Raw genomic sequence first — 19,826 nt, 5'->3', positions numbered from 1 at the left:
AGGAATCCCATGTAGAAGTCGGGCTGGGATCCCGCCGAGATGTCGGCCGGGGTGTAGGGACCGAACAGCCAGATCGGGTTGATCTGGGCGAAGGTACCCAGCAGCGCGATGGTGCCGAACGTGAACATGAAGTAGGCGCCGGCCTTGGCCATGAAGGCCGGGTAGAACGGGGCGCCCACCACGTTGTTGTTCGTGCGGCCCTTGCCCGGCATCTGCGTGTGCTTCTGCACCCACATCAGGATCATGTGGGCGCTGATGAGCGCCAGCAGGATGCCCGGGATGAGCAGGATGTGGAGCGAGTAGAACCGGGAGATCACGTCCTCGCCGGGGTATTCGCCGCCGAAGAGGAAGAAGGTGATCCAGGTGCCGACCAGCGGCAGGGAGATCGCCACACCCTCGGTGATCCGCAGACCGGCGCCGGAGAGCAGGTCGTCGGGGAGGGAGTAGCCAGTCAGACCCTCGGCCAGGGCCAGCGTCAGCAGCAGGACGCCGATCAGCCAGTTGAGCTCGCGCGGCTTGCGGTACGCACCGGTGAAGAACACTCGGAGCGCGTGGACCATCATGCCGGCGACGAACAGCAGGGCCGCCCAGTGGTGCATCTGCCGCATCAGCAGACCGCCGCGGACGTCGAAGCTGATGTGCAGCGACGAGGCGTACGCCTCGGACATCATGACGCCCTTGAGCGGCTCGTAGGAGCCCTCGTAGACGACGTGGCCCATGGTGGGCTTGAAGAAGAACGTCAGGAACGTGCCGGTCAGCAGCAGGACGATGAACGAGTACAGCGCGATCTCGCCCAGCAGGAACGACCAGTGATCGGGGAAGACCTTCCGCAGATTGCGCTTGAGGAAGTTTCCGGCGCCGATGCGCTCATCGATGAAATTGCTCGTGCTCGCTATGGGCTTCGGAACGGTTCCGGTGCTCATGCGTGGCCTCCGTTCTCACGGACCTCGGCCTCGGCGTCGCCGCGCTCCCAGAAGCTGGGACCCGGGGGGACGGCGAAGTCAGCCGTGGCCACGAGGTATCCCTCATCGTCCACGGCGATGGGCAGCTGGGGCAGAGGCCGGGCGGCCGGACCGAAGACGACCTTGGCGCCGTCGGCGGCATCGAAGGTGGACTGGTGGCACGGGCACAGGATGTGGTGCGTGGTCTGCTCGTAGAGGGCGGCGGGGCAGCCCACGTGCGTGCAGATCTTCGAGTACGCGACGATGCCGTCGTGCGTCCAGTTCAGGTTCGTTCCGGACTTGATCTCTTCCGGGCGGAATTTGATCAAGATCAGCGTGGCCTTGGCCAGCGCGTTCAGGTCGTGCTCGTAGCCCTGGGGCACCACCGACAGGATGCCGCCCGGGGAGTTGAAGTCCGCCGCGCGGATCGGCGCGCCGGTGCCCTCCACGACGAGCTTGCGGGGCTTGCCGTCCTTGGTCTTCTCTCCCCAGACGGTGTGCCGCAGCTTGCTCGGGAAGTCGGTGTAGGACGGGCCGAGGTCGCGCAGCAGGACCAGCGGGGCCAGGCCCAGCGGGGCGGCGGCCATCAGCAGCGTGCGGCGCAGCAGCGGCCGCTTGGTGATGCCGCTCTCGGCCACGCCCTGGGTGAAGGTCTCGGCGACGTATTCCCGGGCCTGGCCGTCGGAGGCCATCGGGTGGCGCTCCTGGACCAGGTTGTACTTCGGCATGATCATGCGGACCCAGACCACGATGCCCGCGGCCAGCGCCATCAGCGCCAGGGTGAGCGTGCCGCCCAGGGTCAGGGTGGAGAGCTGCGTCTTCTCGACGTCGCCGACCTGGAAGACCACGTAGGCCACGATGAAGCCGATGCCCGCGAGCAGGGCGACGGTGAAGCACAGGGCGGCGAACTTCTCGCCCTTCTTCGCCGTCGCCTCGTTCTGCGGGGTCACGCCGGGGACGTCGACGCCCCCGGCGTGCTGCTCCTCGGCGCCGAGCAGGGAGGTGCCTGTGGCGGGCGAGGGGGTGCCGATGACGCGCTTGGGCACGCGGTCTTCGGGCTGCTCGATGTCGTGATTGTTGTCAGTCATTGGGCCTGTCGCTTCTTCGCGGTGATCCAGATGGCGGCCAGGGCGAGCAGGCTGATGCCCGCGATCCAGGCCACCAGGCCCTCGGTTACCGGGCCGATGCGGCCGAGACCTGCGCCGCCGGGGTTGGGCTCCTCACGCACGCCCACGATGTAGGCGATCATGTCCCGCTTCTGCTCGGGAGTGATGATGCTGTCGTTGAACACCGGCATCGCCTGCGGGCCAGTGATCATGGCCTCGTAGATCTGCGTCGGGGTGGCGTCGTGCAGCGGCGGAGCGTACTTGCCCTGGGTCAGGGCGCCGCCGGAACCGACGAAGTTGTGGCACTGGATGCAGTTCGCGCGGAACAGCTCGCCACCCTTCGCCTTGTTGCCCTTCGCGGGGTCGACCTGCTCCTGCGAGGGGACGGTCGGGCCGCCGCCGAGGGACTGGATGTAGGCCGAGAGCTGCCTGATGGTCTCGTCGTTGACCCACGGGGCCACGGGCTTGCGCGGCGCCTGGGCGCCGGGGTTGGCCAGGGGCATGCGGCCACTGCTGACCTGGAAGTCCACGGCCGCCGCGCCGACGCCGACGAGCGTCGGGCCGTTCGCCGTGCCCTCGGCGTTGAGGCCGTGGCAGCTGGCGCAGCTCTGCTCGAAGAGTTTCTTGCCCTCCGCCACGTCGTCGGCCCTGCCGGCGGCGATGGCCGCGTCGGCCCGCTCGCTCGGCGGGGCCACGAGGGTGTAGAACCCCCCGACCAGCCCGAGGGCCAGAAGCAGGACGGCGTATCTCGCGAGGGGATGCCGCCGCCTAGCGGTGATCCTGTTCACTGAGATCCCCGATTCCTTAATGAATGCCGTAGATGGTCACGAAAAGGCCAATCCAGACCACGTCGACGAAGTGCCAGTAGTAGGACACGACGATCGCGCTGGTCGCCTGCTCACGGGTGAAGCGCTTCGCGGCGTACGTGCGTCCCAGCATGAACAGGAACGCGATCAGTCCACCGGTCACGTGGAGGCCGTGAAAGCCCGTGGTCAGGTAGAACACCGAGTCGTACGCGGAGTGCGACAGGGTGTGCCCCTCCTCGACCAGCTGGCTGTACTCGTACAGCTGGCCGCCGACGAACACGGCGCCCATCAGGAAGCTGACGATGTACCAGAAGCGCAGCTTGGCGACCTGGCCCTTCTCAGCGGCCCACACGCCAAGCTGGCAGGTCACACTCGACAGGACCAGGATGATCGTGTTGACCAGTGAGAACTGGACGTTCAGATGAGCCTCGGGCCAGGGCAGGCCCTCGCCCAGGCTCACTGACCGGATGGTGAAGTACATCGCGAACAGCGCCGCGAAGAACATGAGCTCGGAGGACAGCCAGACGATCGTCCCGACGCTGACCAGATCGGGTCGGCGGGACGAATGTGCTGTCGTCGTCGTTGATATTGCGGATGCTGTCGCCACGGGCAGCATTATTGCGGCTCTCCAGCTCGGGTCGCCGCACGACCCCCCAATAGGGGCCTCAAATGTCCATCCAAACTGGATGTACGGGGCATTTTGCCCGTCAATGCCTCCGGCCTGGGTCTGCGGGCGGGGTGACCGGTAGCATCCCAGGTGACCATACATCGACAAGGGATAGTGAGCGCGACCGTGAGCACCGACGACAAGCTGAGGGTCCTCGTCTACAGCGACGACGCGAGCACCCGCGAGAAGGTGCGCCAGGCGATCGGCCGGCGTCCGGCCGCCGACGTGCCCCTGGTGGAGATCGTGGAGTGCGCCACCCACGCCAAGGTCGTCCAGCACTTCGACTCCGGGGAGATCGACGTCGCCGTGCTCGACGCCGAGGCGCAGCCGGCCGGCGGCATGGGCGTGGCCCGCCAGGCCAAGGACGAGGTCTACGACTGCCCGCCGATCTGCCTGCTGATCGCCCGCCGCGACGACCGCTGGCTGGCCGAGTGGTCGCGGGCCGAGGCCGTGGTGGCGCAGCCGATCGACCCGGTGGTCCTGGCCGACACCGTCGCCGACCTGATGCGGCGCCGCCTCTCCACCCGCCTGACCGCCCGGTAGACCACTCCTGGAGACCCCCATGGACGCGCGCACCACCTGGCCCGCGCTGCTGACGGCCCTGCTCGCCGGCGAGCACCTGACGGCCGACGAGACCGCCTGGGCGATGAACGAGATCATGTCCGGCTCGGCGACGTCCGCGCAGATCGCGGGCTTCGCCGTGGCCCTGCGGGCCAAGGGCGAGACCGTCGCGGAGGTGACCGGGCTGGCGCGCACGATGCTGGAGCGGGCCACCCCGCTGTCGGTGGCCGGTCCCGTCGTCGACGTCGTCGGCACCGGCGGTGACCGCGCGCACACGGTCAACGTCTCGACGATGGCGGCGATCGTGGCGGCCGCCGCGGGCGCTCGGGTGGTCAAGCACGGCAACCGCGCCGCGTCCTCCTCCTGCGGCGCCGCCGACGTGCTGGAGCACCTGGGGGTCGTGCTCGACCTGTCACCGGCCGCCACCGCCGAGGTCGCGGTGGAGGCGGGCATCGCCTTCTGCTTCGCGCCGCTCTACCACCCCGCGCTGCGCTTCGCCGGCCCGCCGCGCAAGGAGCTCGGCATCCCGACCGTCTTCAACTTCCTGGGTCCCCTGACCAACCCGGCCAGGCCCGCGGCGCAGGCGATCGGCATCTTCGACCCGGGCATGCTCCCCGTGGTCGCGGGCGTGTTCGCCGAGCGCGGGGTGTCGGCCCTGGTCTTCCGGGGCGACGACGGGCTCGACGAGCTGACCACCGCGACGACCTCCACGGTCTGGGTGGTGCGCGAGGGCACCGCCACGAAGACCGTCTTCGACCCGGCCGCGCTCGGCATCCCCCGGGCCGCGCCCGACGCGCTGCGCGGCGGGGACGTGGTCTTCAACGCCCAGGCCGTGCGCGACCTGCTCCAGGGCAAGACCGGTCCGGTCCGTGACGCGGTGCTGCTCAACGCCGCCGCCGCGCTGGTCGCCCTCGACAACAAGGGCGACGACCTCGAAGCCGCCATGTCCGCCGCCCACGCGCGGGCCGTCCAGGCCGTCGACTCCGGCGCCGCCGCGGCCGTCCTCGACCGCTGGGTCGAGGCCAGCCAGGCGCGCAGGCCGCGCTGACCTCGGCCATCCCCTCACGGGCGGACGGGAGATCCACCCGTGAGGGGATGCCTCCCTTCGCGGGGCCGTCCTAGATTGCGCCCATGTGGCCTGTCGATCCCCTGACCGAGCAGATACTGCCCGCCCTGGCGCTGTCCGTGCTGCTCGGCCTGTCCCTGGCCGTCGCGGGACTCGCCCGCGAACGCAGGCTCCTGCTCCTGAGGCTCCGCCGTGAGCAGGCCAAGCTCGCCGACCAGCAGGACGCGCTGGCCCATGCCGCCGTCACCGAGGAACGCGCCCGCATCGCCCACGAGCTGCACGACGTCGTCGCCCACGGGGTCAGCATGATGACGCTCGGTGTCGGCGCCGGCCGTATGATCATGGAGAAGGACCCGGCGCGGGCCCGCGAGACCCTGCGGCTGGCCGAGGAGTCCGGCCGTCAGGCGCTCCTGGAGCTGCAGCGCATGCTCTTCCTGCTGAAGGCCGAGGGGCCCCCGGGGGCCAGGACGCCCCAGCCCAAGCTGTCGGACCTGTCCGACCTGCTGACCCAGGTCCGTACGGCGGGCCTGCGAGTGGACGTGGTCGAGGACGGCAGGCCCGTCGAGATCGGTCTCGCCCTCGAACTGTCGGCCTACCGGATCGTCCAGGAGGCGCTCAGCAACACCCTCAGACGCGCCCGGGCGCAGTCGGCCCACGTCACCCTGCGCTGGCGTCCGGGCTTCCTGGACGTGCTGGTCCGCGACGACGGCCAGGTCACCACCACGGCGACCACCGGCCACGGCCTGCTCGGCATGCGCGAGCGTGCCACGCTCTTCGGCGGGACGCTCGAAGCCAAGGCCCTCCCAGAGGGAGGCTTCGAGGTGCGCGCCCGGCTGCCCACGGTGGGCGAGGCACGGCCGGCCCTCACCCGCCCCGGCGAGGCCCAGCCGGCCCCGGACGCCCGCCCGGGTGGGTGAGCGCCGGCCGGTCTCGGCCCTTCCCGGTGGGCGCAGCTCGGTCAGCCTCCGGGGTTCGCCCGCCTGGGCGAGGGGGCACAGCCGGTCCTCGGCTCCGCCCCCCTGGCGGGCGTCAGTCGGACTCGCCGAGCCCGATCGAGAAGGCGGCCTCGAGGTCGTGCCGGGAGTAGGTGCGGAAGGCGATGTGCGTCTCGGTGCGCAGCACCCCGGCGACCTTGTTGATCCGGCCGGGGACGACCTCGGCGATCTCCTCGTAGGCGGTGACGCGGACCATGGCCATCAGGTCGTACTCACCGGTGACGGAGTAGACCTCGCTCACCCCGTCGATCTCGGCGATCGTCTGGGCGACCTCGGGGATCCGGTCCACCTCGGCGTTGATGTGCACGATCGCGGTGATCACGAGCTTCCTCCTCGTTGAGTGCGGCTTGCAGCTCCGAAGTTATCAGCGCGCCGGGCGGCCCTCACGCCGCTGGTGCGGCTCGGCGGGCCGGTAGGCGTGGTCGAGGCGGGCCTTGAGCCGTCCGGCCCCGCCGACGGGCAGGCTCCAGGTGCCCTCCACCTGCACCAGCCGCACGCCGGGGCTCTCCAGCCAGCGCAGGATGCACTCGGTCTCCTCGGCGCTGGCGGCGGGCACGGGACCCGGCCCCGGCACGACGGTCTCGGCGGTGGCCACCAGCGCGTCCACGAACGGGGTGGGGTGCGCGCCCCGGGGCATCACCCCGGCCGAGGCCAGCCTGCCGTACCGGACGACGTGGATCTGCCAGCCGCCGGCCGCCGCGGGGGAGGCCGCGACCAGCTGGGGGATCGAGGTGAGGGAGCGCAGCCGCTGCATGCGCGCGGAGGTGCGGACGTAGGCGGCGAGCCGGTCGCGGTCGGCCGCGGCCTCCTCGTAGCGTTCTTCGGAGGACAGCCGCTCCATGCGCGCCTGGACCGCGGAGAAGACCGTCGTGGCCTCCAGCTCCATCGCCCGGCGCGCGGCCACGGCGTGCAGGCCGTACTCCTCGGCGCCCTGGCGGCCCTCGCAGGGCGCCCCGCACCTGCCCAGCTCGGCGAGGGCGCAGGCGGGGCGCCTGGTGCGCGGGGTGATCCGCTCGGTGCACTGCCGCAGCGGGACCGCCTCGTGCAGCGCGGCGCGGGCGTCCTCGGCCGCGCGGGTGCTGGTGAACGGGCCCAGGTAGCCGGCGTCGTCGTCTCTGACCTCTCGGACGATCGACAGGCGGGGGAACGGCTCGTCGGTGAGCTTGAGCCAGAGCATCTTCTCGGGGAAGCGCGACCTGCGGTTGTATCGCGGCTTGGCGGAGCCGATCAGCCGCAGCTCCCTGACCTCGGCCTCCAGCGCGGTGGCGCAGGAGATCGGCCGGACCCGCTCGACGATGCCGATCATCTCGCGGATCCGCGGCCGGGTCTCCCCGGCGGTGAAGTAACTGCGCACGCGGTTGCGGAGGTTGGTGCTCTTGCCGACGTAGAGAGGGTCGCCGCGCTCGTCCTCGAAGACGTAGACGCCGGGGCCGGTCGGCACCGCGTCGGCCAGGTGCCGCTTGCGCCGCTGCTCCGGGGTGGGCGCGCGGACGAAGCCCTTGAGCTCCTCCAGCGTGTGCACCCCGAACGAGCCCGCCCGCTCCAGCAGCGCGTGGAGCACGTCCACGGTGGCCTGGGCGTCGGCGAGCGCGCGGTGGCAGGGCTCGGTCCGGCTGAAGATCCGGGCCAGCGTGGACAGCTTGCAGTTCGGCGCCTCGTCGCGGGTCAGCAGCTTGCGCGCCAGCACGACGGTGTCGACCACCTGGTGGGCGGGCGGGGGGTAGCCGTGGGCGGCACAGGCGGCCTTGACGAAGCCCAGGTCGAAGCCCGCGTTGTGCGCCACGAGCGTGGTGCCCTCGGCGAACTCCAGGAACGACGGCAGCACCGACTCGATCCTCGGGGCCGTCATGACCATGGTGTCGGTGATGCCGGTGAGCACGGAGATGAACGGCGGGATCGGCGACCCGGGGTCGACCAGAGTGGCGAACTCGCCCAGCACCTCACCGCCCCGGACCTTGACCGCGCCGATCTCCGTGATCGCGTGCTCGCCCGCCGAAACCCCGGTGGTCTCCAGGTCGAACACGACGAACGTGATCTGATCGAGTGGCGTGCCCAGCTCGTCCAGCGTTCCCTGCACGACGTAATCCACGGTTCAAGACCATAGGAGCCCCGACCGACATTTAACGCGCCGGGCCCGCCGGAGGCGTGGACCAGACCTGTGGCGGATCCGGTGGCGGGCCCTGTGACGGGCCCCGTGGCGGGCCCGTGACGGGCCGTGTGAGGGACCCGCCCGGCCGCGGGTCAGCCCCTGTCCACGGCCGAGCCCGCCGCCCACAGCGCCAGCCCCAGCACGCCCAGCACGATGCAGGCGAAGATCTCGTATCCGCGCAGGAACCCCAGATGATTGACCAGGAGCAGATCGTGGGCCCACCGCCACCATCCCAGGAGGGAGTTCGCGGCTCCGCCGACACCCTGGACGAGACAGACGGCTCCGGCCAGCTCAAGAAATCCCTTCATGCCGTCGATCCTGGTGAGCGGTCCGGCCGCGCCGCCTCGGCCGAAGGTCGGCGGCGGCATCGACTTTGGTCGCTACCGGGCCGGGCGCGCTCCGCCGTACCGTCGGGGAACGTGACGGAATATCGGTGGCTGCTCCCCGCGGTCCTGCGCGGAGATCCGGGGGAGGGGCAGCCCGGGGTGCGGCGTTCGACCCGCGACTGGGCCGTGGACATGTTCGTCTTCCTCGGGGCCGCGGGGACGGGGCTGCTCCTGGCCTTCGCCCTGCGTTCCGACACCTCCACTCCGCAGCCGGTCCTCCTCGCCGACCAGGTGGTGGGTGCGCTCGCGTGCGCCGCGGTCTGGCTGCGCCGCCGCTGGCCCGTGGGGCTGGCGCTGGCGCTGGTGCCGGTCTCGCTGCTGTCCAGCGTCGCCGCCGGTCCCGTCTGCGTGGCGCTGTTCACCGTGGCCGTGCACCGGCCGCTGAAGTTCGCGGCCCTCACGGGCGGGCTGCACCTGCTCACGCTGGCGCCCTACCTCTGCTGGCGGCCCGATCCCGACCTCCCCTTCTGGGTGGAGTTCATGGTCTCCGCGCTGCTCTACGTCCTGCTGGTCATCTGGGGCATGTTCGTGCGGGCCCGGCGCCAGCTCGTGCTCACGCTGCGCGAGCGGGCCGAGCGGGCGGAGGTGGAGGCGGAGCTGCGGGTGGAGCGGGCCAGGCACCTGGAGCGCGAGCGCATCGCCAGGGAGATGCACGACGTGCTCGCCCACCGGCTGTCGCTGCTGAGCGTGCACGCGGGCGCGCTGGAATACCGGCCGGACATGGAGCCGCACGACGTGGCCAGGACGGCGGGGGTGATCCGGGCGGGGGCCCATCAGGCGCTCCAGGACCTGCGCGAGGTCATCGGCGTGCTCCGGATCGACTCCGAGGGCACCACCCCCGACCGGCCCCAGCCGACCCTGGCGGATCTGACCGGCCTGGTCGAGGAGTCCCGGCTCGCGGGCATGGAGGTGACGCTCGACATGCGGGTGAGCGATCCCGCCGAGGCCCCCGCCCGCCTCGGCAGGAACGCCTACCGGATCACCCAGGAGGGGCTGACCAACGCGCGCAAGCACGCCGCCGACGCCCCGGTGGGCGTCACCGTGGCCGGCGGCCCCGGCGACGGGCTCACCGTCGAGATCCGCAATCCGGTGACCGTCGGGCAGGCCATCCCCGGCAGCGGGACCGGCCTGATCGGGCTCACCGAGCGCGCCGAGCTGATGGGCGGCCGTCTCGACTACGGCAGGGGCCCCGACGGCCGGTTCCGGCTCAGGGCGTGGCTGCCGTGGGCCGCGTGACCTCCCGCGGGCGGCCCGGCCGGGGCAGGGAGCCACGCCGGACGCCCCCGGCGGGCGCGTGGACCGTAGGGTGTGACCGGATGGCGCCCCGGGAGACGCCGGCCGGATGGCCTCGTGGAAGACAGGCCGGGCGGCGTCGTGGGAGACGCTGGTCGGGGGGCGCCCCGGGAGACACGGGCCGGAGGGCGTTGTGAGGGCCGCTGACCGGGTGGCGTTACAGGAGACATGGGCCGGGTGGCCTCGTGGGAGACATGGACTGGACGGCGTCGTGGGAGACGCTGATCGGGTGACGTCACGGGAGGACGAGAGGTGGCTGAGGTGGCCGGCGTGAGCACGCCCCGTCCCGGTCCGGAGATCCGGGTGCTGATCGTCGACGACGACGCGCTCGTCCGCGCCGGGCTGTCGATGATCCTCGGCGGTGCCGGCGACCTCGTGGTGGTGGGCGAGGCCGCCGACGGGGGCGAGGTGCCCGGGCTGGTGGCCGAGCACCGGCCGGACGTGGTGCTGATGGACATCCGCATGCCCGGGGTCGACGGGCTTACCGCGACCGAGCGCCTGCGCTCGGCCGCCGCGGCCCCGGAGGTGATCATCCTGACCACCTTCCACGCCGACGCCCAGGTGCTGCGGGCGCTCCGCGCCGGGGCGGCGGGATTCCTGCTGAAGGACACCCCGCCCGGCGAGCTGGTCGCCGCGGTCCGCCGGGTCGGGGCGGGCGAGCCGATCCTGTCGCCCGTGGTGACCCGGCAGCTCATCGCGCACGTCGCCGACGGCGGTGTGGTGACGCGCCGCGAGCGGGCCACGACGATGCTGGCCGGGCTCAGCGACCGCGAGCGCGAGGTCGCGGTGGCCGTCGGCCAGGGGAAGTCGAACGCGGAGATCGCCGCCGGCCTCTACATGAGCGTGGCGACGGTCAAGGCCCACGTCTCGCGGGTGCTGACCAAGCTGGAGCTCAACAACCGCGTCCAGATCGCGCTGATCGTCCACGACGCCGGGCATCTCGCCTGAGGCCGGTGCGGCGGGCCGTCCGAGGCCGGTCGCCCGAGGTCGAGGTGGCGGGCGGGTCAGTCCCAGTGGCTTCCGTCCAGCATCCGCTCGATCGTGGCCCGGTGCATGACCAGGTCGTCGGGGTCCTCCGGCATGGCCTGCTCGCCGAAGTGGATCCGCCGCTGCCAGACGCGGGCCATGATGACGCCGTGCCGGAGTGCGGCGTACATCTCGTAGAACTCCATGTCCCGGGGCGTGTAGCCGGTGATCTCCTCGTATGTCCGGCAGACGTCCTCCCGCCGCATGAAATCCGGCAGTCCGGGCAGTCCGAAGCCCTGGGCGACGTCCTGGAAGAACCGGTGCAGGAAGATCATCCAGGCGATGTCCAGCTCGCGGGGGGCGATGGCGGCCATCTCCCAGTCCAGCACTCCCACCGGGGTGAAGTCCTGATACACCACGTTCCCGATGCGGGCGTCACCCCAGTTCAGCACGGCGGGCCCGGGGTCGGCCGGCCAGTGCTCCGCCAGCCAGGCGAACGCCCGCTCCAGCACCGGGATCGGCATCCGGCCGTGCGCCCACTCGTAGTAGGCCCGCTGGCCGTCGACGTGCTCGCGCAGCGCCGGCCGGCCGGTCCGCCGGGGCTCCACCCGCCGGAGCTCCTCGGCGGTGAACGGGGCGTCGTGCAGCCTGGCCAGGATCTCGACGCTCTGCCGCTGGAGCCGGTCCCGGTCGGCCTGGGAGGCGTCGAGCAGCCAGCCCTCGAAGGTGTAGGGCATCACGTCCGGCGGCACGTCGCCGGCGAGCCGCTCCATCACGAAGAACGGCGTGCCCACCGGCCCCGGATCCGGCTCGAACCAGAGGGTGCGCGGGGCGGGCACCCCGGCGCGTTCCCTGACCATCCGCATGATCTCGAACTGCCTGCCGAGGTCGTAGCTCGGGAAGACCGGAACGGCCTCGCTCGCCGGGGCCATCCGGGCGACGCACTCGACCTCCCGCCTGCCTTCGGCGCAGTCCCAGGAGACGTCGAAGAGCAGGGTCTCGCTGGACATGCCGTTGCCCGAGGGCTGCGACAGCCGGGACACCGTGACGGGGTGGCCCAGGCGGCCGGTGAGCCAGGAGCGCACCCGTCCTCGCAGCTCGCCGAGGTCGCGGGTGGAGGTGCGCATCCGCCCGTCCTGGCCAGGCCGTCCGTCCATCGCGCTCTCCCTGGTGGCGTGCGTCACAAGTCGCTGGGCACAGTCGTATACCGGTGATCAAGCGCTTGTCCACCCACCGTTCACCTGTCCGGTGAACACAAACCGGATTTCTGGTCATGTCCGGGTCAGGGTGCGGTAGCCGTACCCTTGACGTGAAGACCAATCCGAGTAGGGGCCGTGATGAGTTCAGCCGGAGAGGGCCTGTCTCGTCCGTTACCCGAGCAGGTTCGCTTACATGTGGTGGAGCTGGCATCCCAGATCCTGGGGTCGATGCCCTCGTCCGCCGTGCCCCTGCCGCTCAGGGGAATCGCCAGGTTCGACCCTCGCAAACGCGCCAAACTAGGCGGCGCGCCGATCGCCGCCCAGCTGGAGAGCGACAAGGAGTTCCGGGAGCTGGTCGCCGAGGCGCTGGGCACCGGCTGGCCCGAGCTGGTCGCGAGTCTCGCCGAGGGCGTCGTGCCGCCGGCCGCCGAACCCGTCCTGGTCGCCGCCGCCGCCTACCTCACCCGGCCTCCCGGGTGGGCGGAGATGGTGGAGGTCGCCCGCGCGGACCTGGAGCAGTCGGCCGCCGCGGCCGAGGGATCGGCGCAGGAGCAGACCCTCAACCGGCTGCGCGAGCAGCTCGCCGCGCAGAAGAGCTCGGCCAAGGAGGAGTCCGACCGGCTGCGCGAGCAGCTCAAGGCGGCCCGTTCGGAGATCTCCGACCTGCGCCGCAAGCTGCACGACGCCCGGGAGCGGGCCAAGGCGGCCGACGCGCGGGCCGCCCAGGTGGAGGAGGCCGCGCAGGAGATCAAGGCCGCCGCCGCGTCGGCGGGCAGCGCGGGGGAGAGCGAGCTGCGCCGTCTCCGCGAGCGCCTGGCCGACGCCGAACGGCAGCTGGAGGCCACCCGCCGGGCCGCCCGCGAGGGCCGGAGCGTGGAGGACACCAAGGTCCGCATGCTGCTCGACGCGCTTCAAGACGCCGCCGCGGGGCTGCGCAGGGAGCTCGCCCTGCCCTCCAGCATCAACAGGCCCGCCGACTCGGTGGTCTCGGTCGCGCCCGGCCGGCAGGGGGTCCAGGCGGTGCCCGCCAGGGCGCTCGCCGACGACGACCCGGTCCTGCTCGACCAACTGCTCGCCCTGCCGCAGATCCACCTGATCGTGGACGGCTACAACGTGACCAAGACCGGCTACGGCACGCTCACCCTCGCCGACCAGCGCAACCGCCTGCTCACCGGCCTCGGGGCGCTCTATGCGCAGACGCGCACCGAGCTGACCTGCGTCTTCGACGGCGCCGAGCTGAACGGCCCGGTCCCGGTCTCGGCCCCCCGGGGGGTCCGGGTGATGTTCAGCGCGCCCGGTCAGATCGCCGACGACCTGATCCGCCAGCTGGTCCGCGCCGAGCCCGCCGGCCGGGCCGTCGCGGTGGTCTCCTCCGACCGCGAGGTGGCCGAGTCGGTCCGCCGGATGGGCGCGCGGCCGGTCCCGTCGGGCCTGCTCCTGCGCCGTCTGGGGCGCGGCTGAACCTTTAGGCCGTATGGTGCGTCGGATCACACTGGAGGTTGATCCGATGAAGATGACCATCGCGCTGGTATGCGCCGCTCTCCTGGCGGGCACGGCCGCCGCCGCCCCCGGCATCCCCAGGGGCTTCCTGCTCTACGAGAAGGCCGCGGCCCAGAAGGACAACGACCCCGAGACCAACTGGAAGGTCAGCGACTCGCCGAAGGCGCGGCTCGCGCTGGATCCGTGCGGCAAGGGCGCCCCGGGCAAGGCGGGACGGGTCGCCGCGCGGACGGTGACGTTCACCGGTGTCCCGGATTTCATGAAGGTCGAGCAGGTGGTCCTGTACGGCTCCAGGGCGGCCGCGGAGCAGGCCATGGCCCAGGTGCGCGCGGCCCTGTCCGCGTGCCGGTCCCGGGCCGACAGCGGCTCCAGCTACCGATACGTCTCCACCGCCGTGGCCGGGCTCGGCGACGACGCCCTGAAGGTCTCCGGGCAGGTCTACTACGGCGGGAAGGTCGGCGTCGGCGGGGACCGGAGCGTGGTCGTCCGCAAGGGCGGCGCCGTCCTGGTCTACCTCTGGGCCGGGGAGTACGCCAAGCCGGTCAAGCGCGACTGGGCCGACCAGTTGCGGGACGCCACCAAGATGACCGCGAAGATCTGCGGGATCGCGGCCTGCGTTTGACCGCCACCTGCGGTTAAGCGAGCAAATCGGCCAAAAAGGTGAGCTGACCCTTACTAGTTCTGTACTATTCCGCCCAGGTCTTTGCACTTGGGGAGGCGGCACTGTGGCCGTGGCAGGTATGCCGGTTGGATTCAGGCGGATGCCGATGGCCGCAGGGCTGGCCCTCGCGCTGCTCCTGCTGCCGGTCGGCGGGGCTCTCGCCGAGCCGAAACCGACGGTCGCTCAGGCCAAGAAGAAGCTGGACAAGCTCAACGAGCAGGCCGACAAGGTCGTCGAGAAGTACAACCAGGCCGGCGAGAAGCTGAAGAAGGCCCGCAAGAAGTACGAGACGCTCAACACCGATCTCGCGCGCCAGAACGCCAAGGTCGCCGGGCTCCGCCAGGAGCTGGTCACGATGGCCGTCAGCAGCTACCAGCTCGCCGGTGTGACCGGCTGGCAGGGCCTGATGAGCCAGCCCGACCCCGGGCTGCTGCTGGGCGGCCTGGCCAGGGCCGAGCAGATGTCCGCCGCCCGCGCCCGGTCCCTGGAGGCCTTCGACGAGGCCAACAAGGCGCTGCGCGACAACCGCGACAAGGCCAAGACCGCCCTCGGCGAGGCCGACGCGACACGCGACGAGCTGGCCGCGGAGAAGGCCAAGGTCGAGAAGATGGTCAGGGCCCAGACCAAACTGCTGCGCGAGCTCGGCACCTTCAAGTCCGGCAACCCCAACAGCACCGGGATCCAGTACAACGGCCCGGCCTCGGGCAACGCCCGGGCCGCCCTGGACTTCGCCTTCGCCCAGGTCGGCAAGCCGTACCAGTACGGAGGCACGGGTCCGGGCGGCTGGGACTGCTCCGGCCTCGTCCAGGCGTCCTGGCGCAGCGGCGGCGTCAGCCTCCCCCGGACGACCTGGGAGCAGTGGAGCTGGGGCGCGAGCCGCAAGGTCTCACTGAGCGAGCTCCAGGCCGGAGACCTCATCTTCAGCGAGGGCCTGGGCCACGTGAGCCTCTACGCCGGCAACGGCCGGATCGTCCACGCCCCGCAGACCGGAGACGTCGTCAAGGTCGTCCCCCTGTCGGCCTACGGCCGCCGCCTGGTCGGGGCCGTCCGCCCCTGACCGCCGGGCGTTTGGAGCGGCCGGCCGCTCCGGGCCTGGCGTACGGCCCTGCCTCAGGTCCGCCGGACGCCTCTCGCCGCGGTTATCGGGAGAGGCGTCCGCGTTCAGCGGGGCGTCGACGTCCTGCGCGGCCGCCCGGGACGGCGGCGCGCCTGCCGCGCCGGCCACTTCATGGACGCCGGCCGTCAGACCGGCCACCAGTCCTGGCGCCGATGCCAGAGTGCGGCGACAGCCGTCGCGCACAGGCGCAGGTCGACGTCGTCCCGGTCCCGCTTGACTGCTTGGGACGCGCCGCGATGCGGACCATCAAGAAAGAAGCGTCACTTTAGGTACTCATGGTGTCCCGCAAGGTAACTATCCGGGTGTGATCAACAAAAAACAGCTCGTGAGCGCCCTGAGCGCCGCATCGCCGATCCTCTTGTCCTCCAGCGCCAGCTCCAGGGCCGAGGCCGCCACCACCGCCCCGCCCGCCGAGCCGTGGAGCGACCGCTGGCCGCTGCCCGGCGGGACCGCGTGGGTGTACTACGGCGACAGGAATCCCGGCCTGACGCGGCCGGTGCTCCTGGCCGACGGCTTCGGGGCCGGGCCCAGCGACATCGACGAGCTCTACGACGGTCTGGAACGGCGCGCCTTCCCGCTGATCAGCGAGCTGCGCCGCCGCGGCCGCGACGTCGTCATCATCGGCTACGACGACCGCGGCGCCTCCATCCTCGACAACGCACAGACTGCCACCGCGGCGATCCACCGCGCCGTCGCCGAGCGGCTCGGCAGCACCCGGCTGCTGGCCGGCGGGTTCAGCATGGGCGGCCTGGTCACCCGCTATGCCCTCGCCCAGATGGAGTTGCAGCGCATCGACCACCAGGTCGGCGTGTATTTCTCCTGGGACACCCCGCACCGCGGCGCCTACGTGCCGATCTCGCTCCAGGCGTTCGCGCACTACATCAAGGCCTACGACTCCCGCTTCTCCGACCAGTTCAACAGCCCGGCCGCCCGCCAGCTGCTGGTCTGGCACCTGCCCGACTGGAACGGCGTGCCCGGCGTCGACCCGCTGCGCACCCAGTTCCTCCAGAAATTGGAGTCCGTCGGCGGCTGGCCGCGTATTCCGCGTCTGCTCGCCGTCGCCGACGGGACCGGAACCGGAGCGGGCAACGGCATCGAAGCCGGTGAGAGCGCGCTGCTCGGCACCGGTGACCTCATCGACGGCACCGAACTACGCACCCAGCCCCTCGAACCCGACACCCTCGTCGCCAAGCTCCGCGTCCTGACCCCCAACGTCGCCGAGGTCCAGGCCCCGGGCGTCCCGCCCGTCGGCGGCGCCCCCGGCGGCACCCTGCCGGGCTTCAAGATCCTCGCCGACGCACTCAACGCCATCGCCGAAACCACCGGTCTCGGCCTGGGCGTCGACAACCCGATCCCCGGGCACTGCTTCGTCCCGTCGATCAGCGCCGTCTCCATCCGTGACATCACCCAAGCCGACCTGTACACCGACATCGACGCGCTGCCCCCGGACAACAGCGACCTCGACGACTTCTTGTGCAATAGCACCAACAACGGCCACACCGAGATCACCGAAGAGGCCGCCACCTGGCTCCTCGACCGCCTGCCCGACTGAAGGCACACCCACTGCCACCATGACGGTCCCGCACCCCTGCCCGGGTGCGGCTGAACACCGGGGAGAACGACTGGTAGGCGGCAACACCGACAGCGGTCCTCCTTCCGCCCCGTGCGGGAGGGAGGACCGCGCAACACAGCCGATTCGCTTCAGGGAACAGCCCTTCCGTGAAGCAACCCGGCGGCATGCCGTCATCCACCCCCAGCTCGGCGTCCCTGCCCGCCGGGCAGGATCACGCAAATCACTTCACGAAAGGTGGTCAGGCTTCCCAAGGGGGACGACAGCCTCCCCGTGTGGACAGAGCGCCACCTCGATCTGGCCGTGCGCGGGGCCCGCTCGGCGGAGCTCACCGCCAAGATCTCCCGGCATCTGGAGCGCTTCGGCGCCTGGATCACCGCGCACGCCCCGGCCGGCCCATCGCCGAAGCCCTTGCTCTCGGCCCGCTCCCCGACCTGCTCCTTCAGGAGAGGGCGGCTCGTTTCCGCCGTATTCCGGCCGTACCCCGTCGGCGTAGGCCAGCCGACTTCCCCGGAGGCCCTGGTCTCGGAATCGGAGACGGTCCTGGCTTTCGGGAACACGCACCACGCCCGGGAGGAAGCCCGGTTCGGTACTTCCGAGAACAAGGTCGAGCTGCCAGCCGGCGGCTGGGGCCACGGCCGGGAGAAGGGCGTCACTACGGTTCCGGGGGCGAGCGGCCCTCCTGGATCGTGGAGGACGTCCGGAGTGGCGAGATCACCAGGAACGTCACCGGCCCCGGCGGGCGCCTGGCGGCGATCACCGCGGGGACCGGCCCGGCGCGCCTGCAGCTCGCTCCGCCGCGGGATCGAAGATCGCAATAAGTGTGACTAATGTTACAGAAAAGACGATCTTCACATGATGCTCAGGAGAATGTGACGAGAGTCATATCGGAATAATGGAACCGCCTATCACGCAGGGATTACGGAACTCCGGGCAGTGCTTATTGATCTACATTTCCTTTGCATTGCTTTGCTGAAATTTGGGGATCGGAGTACCTTCTGGCGTCGCGGTGGCACGCCATGTCACCGCGACGGATGCCTGCCCGGAAGCCGGCATTCCGCTAAAGAATCCAACTGGCCGCCGCTCCCCTGAGGGGTCGGACCCCACTCGCGGCGGCCTGCCGAATCCGTGCAGCCAGGAGGCATGGAACCGGGGACCCAAGGGCCCTCAAGGTATGGCCAGGGGTGAATCGGCATATGTCATGCCGTAGGGCGACTTCCCCGCCCGAATCCGTCAGCTAACCCGGTAGGCATCAGTGGAAGTCCCAAGGAGAAATCCTGTCTACCACCCTGCGTAACCCTCGTCTGTCGCGCCTTGCCCGCCTTTCCCTCGGCGGTGTCGCACTCACCCTGACCGCCTCCTCCGGAGCGGTCGCGCTGGGCTCCGCGGCGGCACAGGCGGAGACGGACAACGTGCATGCCATCCAGGTCAAAAGCACCGCGAAGGCCGCCAAGGCCGGGACGGGCAAGACCGGGAAGGCCGGCACGAGCAAGGTCGCACGACAGAAGGCGAAGGCGGCCAAGGCCGTCTCGGCGGCCACGAGGCAGATCGGCGATCCGTACCGGTGGGGAGCCTCCGGTCCCGGCGCGTTCGACTGCTCCGGGCTCGTCCAGTACGCGTGGCGCAAGGCCGGCGTCTCCCTCCCCCGGATCACGCACAGCCAGTACCGCGCCGTCAGGAAGAAGGTCTCGTGGCGCAGCCTGCGCCCCGGTGACCTGCTGTTCTTCTACGGCAAGGGCCACGTGGGCATGTATGTCGGCAAGGGCAAGATGGTCCACTCGCCGAGCAGCGGCAAGACGGTCCGGACCGTGCGGTTGAAGGGGTACTACAAGTCCTCCTTCGCCGGAGCGGTCCGCCCCGGCGGCTGACGGAGAGAATCGGCCCCGCCCATCCCCGGTGGATGGACGGGGCCGCTCCATGTCCGTCGAGTAGCATCGACTCATATGTCCGCCCCGAGAGGGCGCCGCGCCGTGCTGACCGGGATGCTGGCGCTGATGGGCGCCGGCCTGACCGCCGGAGCGGGACCGCCCCCGCAGCGGACGCGCGACCCCTGGCCCGGCTCCGCCACCGTGGTCCGCGGCGAGCACTCCGTCGTGATCGGTCACCACGTCCCCCCGGCCGACCTCCGCGACCTGGCGTCGCGGGCCGACCGCGCCGGCCGCGCCGTCGGGCGGATCTGGGGGCCGGTCCGGCCGGTGATCCTCTTTCCCGCCACCGACGCCGAGGCGGCGGCGCTCGCCGGCGCCGGGAGCACCGGCGGCCTGGCCGCGATGGCCACCGCCGACCGGGTGATCGTCCTGCCGTCGGGCTACGCGGAGCTCAGCGAGGTCGGCCGGGACGTGGTGATCGCCCACGAGCTCACGCACGTGGCCACCGGCGCGACCCGGGGCGGCCGGGTGCCGGCGTGGCTGTCGGAGGGGTTCGCCGACTACGTGGGATACCGCGACGCCGGGATCGGGGTCCGCGAGGCCGCCGCGGAGCTGGCCGAGGAGGTGCGCGCGGGCACCCTGCCCGCGCGGCTGCCGGAGGCCGCCGACTTCGCCCCCGGCGCGCCGCGGCTGGCGCAGTCCTACGAGGAGGCCTGGCTCGCCTGCCGCTACATCGCGGAGCGCTTCGGCGAGAAGGCGCTGGTGAGGCTCTACGGTAGCGATGTCGGCAGCGCACTGGGCCTGTCGCGGGCGGAGCTCACCGCCGCCTGGCGTGACCACCTCCGGAGGGAACTGGCATGACGCGGACCACGACGGACACGCCCTCCGGCCGCCGGCGCGCCCCGGCCGCGCCGGCCGCGACGGGCCGCCCGTGTCGCGGAGCGGCGCCGACGGAGACGGGCCGCCCGGTGCGCA

Annotated in this window: 19 protein-coding genes and 1 riboswitch; of the genes, 11 read left to right on the top strand and 8 right to left on the bottom strand. The window is 71.4% G+C overall.

The features are described from left to right. The 4 genes from qcrB to ctaE all read right to left on the bottom strand — a co-directional run. Nucleotides 1-923: cytochrome bc1 complex cytochrome b subunit (gene qcrB, locus ACZ6R6_RS34110; protein WP_470100380.1), on the bottom strand; the 923-nt coding region annotated here is incomplete at its 3' end. Then, nucleotides 920-2,029, bottom strand: coding sequence for a cytochrome bc1 complex Rieske iron-sulfur subunit (qcrA, locus tag ACZ6R6_RS34105; RefSeq protein ID WP_470100378.1), 1,110 nt, complete (start codon nucleotides 2,027-2,029; stop codon nucleotides 920-922). The genes qcrB and qcrA, both read right to left, overlap by 4 nt. Continuing rightward, nucleotides 2,026-2,835, bottom strand: a complete 810-nt coding sequence (gene qcrC, locus ACZ6R6_RS34100) for a cytochrome bc1 complex diheme cytochrome c subunit (RefSeq protein ID WP_470100377.1) — start codon at nucleotides 2,833-2,835, stop codon at nucleotides 2,026-2,028. The genes qcrA and qcrC overlap by 4 nt, the downstream gene beginning before the upstream one ends. Nucleotides 2,836-2,851: 16 nt before the next feature. After that, entirely contained in the window at nucleotides 2,852-3,469 is a 618-nt protein-coding gene (ctaE, locus tag ACZ6R6_RS34095) for an aa3-type cytochrome oxidase subunit III (RefSeq protein WP_306857592.1), read from the bottom strand. A 177-nt stretch (nucleotides 3,470-3,646) separates the two neighbouring features. Between ctaE and ACZ6R6_RS34090 the strand changes: the two genes are divergently transcribed. The 3 genes from ACZ6R6_RS34090 (at nucleotide 3,647) to ACZ6R6_RS34080 (ending at nucleotide 6,064) form a co-directional block, all read left to right on the top strand. Further along, nucleotides 3,647-4,063 carry a response regulator gene (locus tag ACZ6R6_RS34090; RefSeq protein ID WP_306857593.1) on the top strand — a complete coding sequence of 139 codons (417 nt, stop codon included), beginning with the start codon at nucleotides 3,647-3,649 and terminating at the stop codon, nucleotides 4,061-4,063. A gap of 19 nt (nucleotides 4,064-4,082) precedes the next feature. Beyond that, entirely contained in the window at nucleotides 4,083-5,129 is a 1,047-nt protein-coding gene (trpD, locus tag ACZ6R6_RS34085) for an anthranilate phosphoribosyltransferase (protein WP_470100374.1), read from the top strand. Nucleotides 5,130-5,212: 83 nt separating this feature from the next. Next, complete coding sequence (locus ACZ6R6_RS34080) at nucleotides 5,213-6,064, top strand: sensor histidine kinase (RefSeq protein WP_470100372.1); 852 nt, start codon at nucleotides 5,213-5,215, stop codon at nucleotides 6,062-6,064. A 112-nt stretch (nucleotides 6,065-6,176) separates the two neighbouring features. Here ACZ6R6_RS34080 and ACZ6R6_RS34075 read toward each other — a convergent pair whose 3' ends face one another. The 3 genes from ACZ6R6_RS34075 to ACZ6R6_RS34065 form a co-directional block, all read right to left on the bottom strand. Next, nucleotides 6,177-6,464 carry an Lrp/AsnC family transcriptional regulator gene (locus ACZ6R6_RS34075; protein ID WP_470100370.1) on the bottom strand — a complete coding sequence of 96 codons (288 nt, stop codon included), beginning with the start codon at nucleotides 6,462-6,464 and terminating at the stop codon, nucleotides 6,177-6,179. 42 nt (nucleotides 6,465-6,506) lie between these two features. Continuing rightward, nucleotides 6,507-8,231, bottom strand: coding sequence for a DEDD exonuclease domain-containing protein (locus ACZ6R6_RS34070; protein ID WP_470100368.1), 1,725 nt, complete (start codon nucleotides 8,229-8,231; stop codon nucleotides 6,507-6,509). Nucleotides 8,232-8,383: 152 nt separating this feature from the next. Further along, nucleotides 8,384-8,599 carry a hypothetical protein gene (locus ACZ6R6_RS34065; protein ID WP_470100366.1) on the bottom strand — a complete coding sequence of 72 codons (216 nt, stop codon included), beginning with the start codon at nucleotides 8,597-8,599 and terminating at the stop codon, nucleotides 8,384-8,386. Between the two features lie 111 nt (nucleotides 8,600-8,710). Between ACZ6R6_RS34065 and ACZ6R6_RS34060 the strand changes: the two genes are divergently transcribed. Together ACZ6R6_RS34060 and ACZ6R6_RS34055 are read left to right on the top strand one after the other, a co-directional pair. Further along, nucleotides 8,711-9,913 (top strand): sensor histidine kinase, encoded by a 1,203-nt coding sequence (locus ACZ6R6_RS34060; RefSeq protein WP_470100364.1) that lies wholly within the window; start codon nucleotides 8,711-8,713, stop codon nucleotides 9,911-9,913. 318 nt (nucleotides 9,914-10,231) lie between these two features. Then, on the top strand, nucleotides 10,232-10,918 hold the full coding sequence (locus tag ACZ6R6_RS34055) for a response regulator (RefSeq protein ID WP_470100386.1): 687 nt from the start codon (nucleotides 10,232-10,234) through the stop codon (nucleotides 10,916-10,918). A gap of 56 nt (nucleotides 10,919-10,974) precedes the next feature. Here the strand turns inward: ACZ6R6_RS34055 and ACZ6R6_RS34050 are convergent, their stop codons facing one another. Beyond that, complete coding sequence (locus tag ACZ6R6_RS34050) at nucleotides 10,975-12,093, bottom strand: phosphotransferase family protein (RefSeq protein ID WP_470100363.1); 1,119 nt, start codon at nucleotides 12,091-12,093, stop codon at nucleotides 10,975-10,977. A 240-nt stretch (nucleotides 12,094-12,333) separates the two neighbouring features. Between ACZ6R6_RS34050 and ACZ6R6_RS34045 the strand changes: the two genes are divergently transcribed. The 6 genes from ACZ6R6_RS34045 to ACZ6R6_RS34020 all read left to right on the top strand — a co-directional run bounded on the left by ACZ6R6_RS34045 (nucleotide 12,334) and on the right by ACZ6R6_RS34020 (nucleotide 19,712). Continuing rightward, nucleotides 12,334-13,596: an NYN domain-containing protein gene (locus ACZ6R6_RS34045; RefSeq protein ID WP_470100361.1), complete on the top strand. Its 1,263-nt coding sequence runs from the start codon at nucleotides 12,334-12,336 to the stop codon at nucleotides 13,594-13,596. A gap of 46 nt (nucleotides 13,597-13,642) precedes the next feature. Next, nucleotides 13,643-14,257, top strand: coding sequence for a hypothetical protein (locus ACZ6R6_RS34040; RefSeq protein ID WP_470100359.1), 615 nt, complete (start codon nucleotides 13,643-13,645; stop codon nucleotides 14,255-14,257). A gap of 139 nt (nucleotides 14,258-14,396) precedes the next feature. Beyond that, the gene (locus ACZ6R6_RS34035) at nucleotides 14,397-15,353 is read left to right on the top strand and encodes a C40 family peptidase (protein WP_470100357.1); all 957 of its coding nucleotides are present in this window, start codon (nucleotides 14,397-14,399) and stop codon (nucleotides 15,351-15,353) included. 364 nt (nucleotides 15,354-15,717) lie between these two features. Next, nucleotides 15,718-16,965 carry an esterase/lipase family protein gene (locus ACZ6R6_RS34030; RefSeq protein ID WP_470100355.1) on the top strand — a complete coding sequence of 416 codons (1,248 nt, stop codon included), beginning with the start codon at nucleotides 15,718-15,720 and terminating at the stop codon, nucleotides 16,963-16,965. Nucleotides 16,966-18,091: 1,126 nt separating this feature from the next. Continuing rightward, nucleotides 18,092-18,250, top strand: a riboswitch (cyclic di-AMP (ydaO/yuaA leader). A 145-nt stretch (nucleotides 18,251-18,395) separates the two neighbouring features. After that, nucleotides 18,396-18,851, top strand: coding sequence for a C40 family peptidase (locus ACZ6R6_RS34025; RefSeq protein WP_470100353.1), 456 nt, complete (start codon nucleotides 18,396-18,398; stop codon nucleotides 18,849-18,851). Nucleotides 18,852-18,926: 75 nt separating this feature from the next. Then, nucleotides 18,927-19,712 carry a hypothetical protein gene (locus tag ACZ6R6_RS34020; protein ID WP_470100351.1) on the top strand — a complete coding sequence of 262 codons (786 nt, stop codon included), beginning with the start codon at nucleotides 18,927-18,929 and terminating at the stop codon, nucleotides 19,710-19,712. Nucleotides 19,713-19,826: the final 114 nt, after the last annotated feature.

Source organism: Streptosporangium sp. NPDC048886, assembly GCF_055586905.1.
Note: the sequence above shows the minus strand (reverse complement) of the source record. Positions and strands in the feature narration are given on the sequence as shown.

Bases quoted from the DNA above. Each gene is read 5' to 3' on its own strand.
- ACZ6R6_RS34065 (WP_470100366.1), bottom strand. From the start codon at position 8,599: ATGAAGGGATTTCTTGAGCTGGCCGGAGCCGTCTGTCTCGTCCAGGGT.
- ACZ6R6_RS34050 (WP_470100363.1), bottom strand. From the start codon at position 12,093: ATGGACGGACGGCCTGGCCAGGACGGGCGGATGCGCACCTCCACCCGC.
- ctaE (WP_306857592.1), bottom strand. From the start codon at position 3,469: ATGCTGCCCGTGGCGACAGCATCCGCAATATCAACGACGACGACAGCA.
- ACZ6R6_RS34040 (WP_470100359.1), top strand. From the start codon at position 13,643: ATGAAGATGACCATCGCGCTGGTATGCGCCGCTCTCCTGGCGGGCACG.
- ACZ6R6_RS34080 (WP_470100372.1), top strand. From the start codon at position 5,213: ATGTGGCCTGTCGATCCCCTGACCGAGCAGATACTGCCCGCCCTGGCG.
- ACZ6R6_RS34020 (WP_470100351.1), top strand. From the start codon at position 18,927: ATGTCCGCCCCGAGAGGGCGCCGCGCCGTGCTGACCGGGATGCTGGCG.
- qcrA (WP_470100378.1), bottom strand. From the start codon at position 2,029: ATGACTGACAACAATCACGACATCGAGCAGCCCGAAGACCGCGTGCCC.
- trpD (WP_470100374.1), top strand. From the start codon at position 4,083: ATGGACGCGCGCACCACCTGGCCCGCGCTGCTGACGGCCCTGCTCGCC.
- ACZ6R6_RS34035 (WP_470100357.1), top strand. From the start codon at position 14,397: ATGCCGATGGCCGCAGGGCTGGCCCTCGCGCTGCTCCTGCTGCCGGTC.